General features: G+C 67.2%; 2 protein-coding genes. Both read right to left on the minus strand.

Annotated features, from left to right (window positions below; translation table 11 throughout):
• Positions 1 to 1,307: ATP-binding protein (locus GYA94_RS21000; protein WP_070085640.1), on the minus strand; the 1,307-nt coding region annotated here is incomplete at its 3' end.
• Complete coding sequence (locus GYA94_RS21005; RefSeq protein WP_161893030.1) at positions 1,304 to 1,987, minus strand: response regulator; 684 nt, start codon at positions 1,985 to 1,987, stop codon at positions 1,304 to 1,306. The genes GYA94_RS21000 and GYA94_RS21005, both read right to left, overlap by 4 nt.
• Positions 1,988 to 2,133: the final 146 nt, after the last annotated feature.

Raw genomic sequence — 2,133 nt, forward strand, 5'->3', positions numbered from 1 at the left:
GCCGGCACTTGCAACCACACCCGCAAGCCATCGCTACTGCTGTCGAACCTGAGGCTACCGGCACACCGCTGCACGATCGCCTGCACGATCGCCAACCCCAGCCCGCAACCACCGCTCTGCCCGCTGCGCCAGAAACGCTCGGTAAGGTGTTCCAGATCCGCCTCGGCAATCCCCGGCCCATGGTCCCGCACCATGAAGCCCACCTGCCCGTCAGCCATCTGCACCTCCAACTCCACTGCCTGTTCGCCGCCATGGCGCAGGGCGTTGTCCAGCAGGTTGCGTAGCGCGGCCACTGCCAGCGGCGCTGGCATGCCCAGGTAGATCTGCGTGGCTTCTTCAGGCAATCGCAGCACAATGCGCCGGTTGTCACCCCCGCCCGCGTCCTGTACGGCCTGGCGGGCCACCTGCTCGGCGCTGCACTGCACGCCATCCTCGAACGAAAGGCTGCCCTCCACCCGTGCCAGCATCAGCAACTGCTCGAGGGTACGGTGCATGCGGTCGGCGCCCTGCTCGGCATGCTCCAGTGCCTGCTCGCGCACGGCGCCATCGGTCATGCGCGCCACCTGCAGGTGGGTCTTGATTGCGGTCAACGGGCTGCGCAACTCGTGCGCGGCATCGTCGGTCAGGCGCCGCTCGCGTTCGATGGTCTGGGCAATGCGCAGGAACAGCTGGTTCTGGGTGTCCAGCAACGGTTGCAACTCGCTGGGCAGGCCCGCCACCTGCAACGGCTCGACGCTGTCGGCACGCCTGCGGCGCAAGGCATCGCGCATGCGGTTGAGCGGTTCCAGGCCCTTGCCCAGGCCGATCCACAACAACCCCAGGCTACCGAGCAGGGCCATCAGCACCGGCGCTGAAGCCGCCAGCAGGATCGACTGGTTCAGCGCTTCACGCTCCATATGCCGGTCGGCGGTGGTGATGCGCACATCCCCATGGTTGTAGGTGAAGGTGCGCCACGAAGCGCCGTCGATGGTCTGGTCGCGGAAGCCGCTGCGCTCGTCATCCATGGTCCCGTCGTGCTTGTGGTTGCTGGCGAGGATTTCGCCGCGCAGCGAGCTGACCTGGCAGGCCATGCCGTCCGGCACGCTGAACTGGTCGGCCGAGAAATGCGCCTCGCCGCCCTTGGCCGTCAAGGGTTGCGGCAACTGGTCGATCAGCCCGGCGACCATGCGCGCCGAGGCGACCAGCCGTTGGTCGAGGGAAAACATCATCTGCTGGCGCAGGTCGCGCAGCATCCATGCCGCAGCCAGCACCCAGATGATGATGAAGGCACTGCCCAGGATCAGGCTCAAGCGTACCCGCAGGCTCATGGTGCGGCCTCTTCCGGTGCCTGCGCCGGGCCCAGGCGGTAGCCCAGGCCGCGCACGGTCTCGACGATACCGTTGCCGAGCTTGCGCCGCAGGTGGTGGATATGCACGTTCAGGGCGTTGCTTTCCACTTCGTCACTGAAGCCATACACGCAGTCCTTCAACTGCTCGCTGGACAACACCCGCCCGGGGTTTTGCAACAGGGCCTGCAACAGCGCCTGTTCACGGCGGGAAAGGTCGACCTGCTGGCCGGCCAGGGTCGCCTCGCAACTGCTGGGGTCGTAACGCAGCGGGCCGTGCTCGATCACATTGACCGCCCGCCCCGCCGCCCGCCGCAGCAGGGTGTGCAGGCGTGCAGCCAGCTCGCGCAGGTCGAAGGGTTTGAGCAGGTAATCGTCGGCACCGGCCTGCAGGCCATCGACGCGATCGGTGACGGCGTCGCGCGCGGTAAGCACCAGCACCGGCAAGGTCTCGCCTTTTTCGCGCAGGCGGCGCAGCAGCTTGAGGCCGTCTTCGTCGGGCAGGCCCAGGTCGAGGACCATCACGTCGAACTGCGCCGCCTGCAGCATGGCCCGCGCAGCGGCGGCGTTGCCCACCCGGTCGACGGTCAGGCCCTGGGCGGTAAGGCCGGCGCAGATGCCGGCGGCGATCAGGTCGTCGTCCTCGCAGAGCAGAACGTGCATGGTGTGGGCTCCCAGTGGTGTGGCTGGCATTGCACTATGAAGGGATTAAGGGGGGATTATGGACCTTTTGTGGGGGGATCAGGTGTTCGCCGAGAGATTTTCAGCGCCTGTGAGATCGAGCGCCGCCCGCGCGGCGCATCGCGACC

This window comes from Pseudomonas juntendi (assembly GCF_009932375.1).
GTDB lineage: Bacteria > Pseudomonadota > Gammaproteobacteria > Pseudomonadales > Pseudomonadaceae > Aquipseudomonas > Aquipseudomonas juntendi.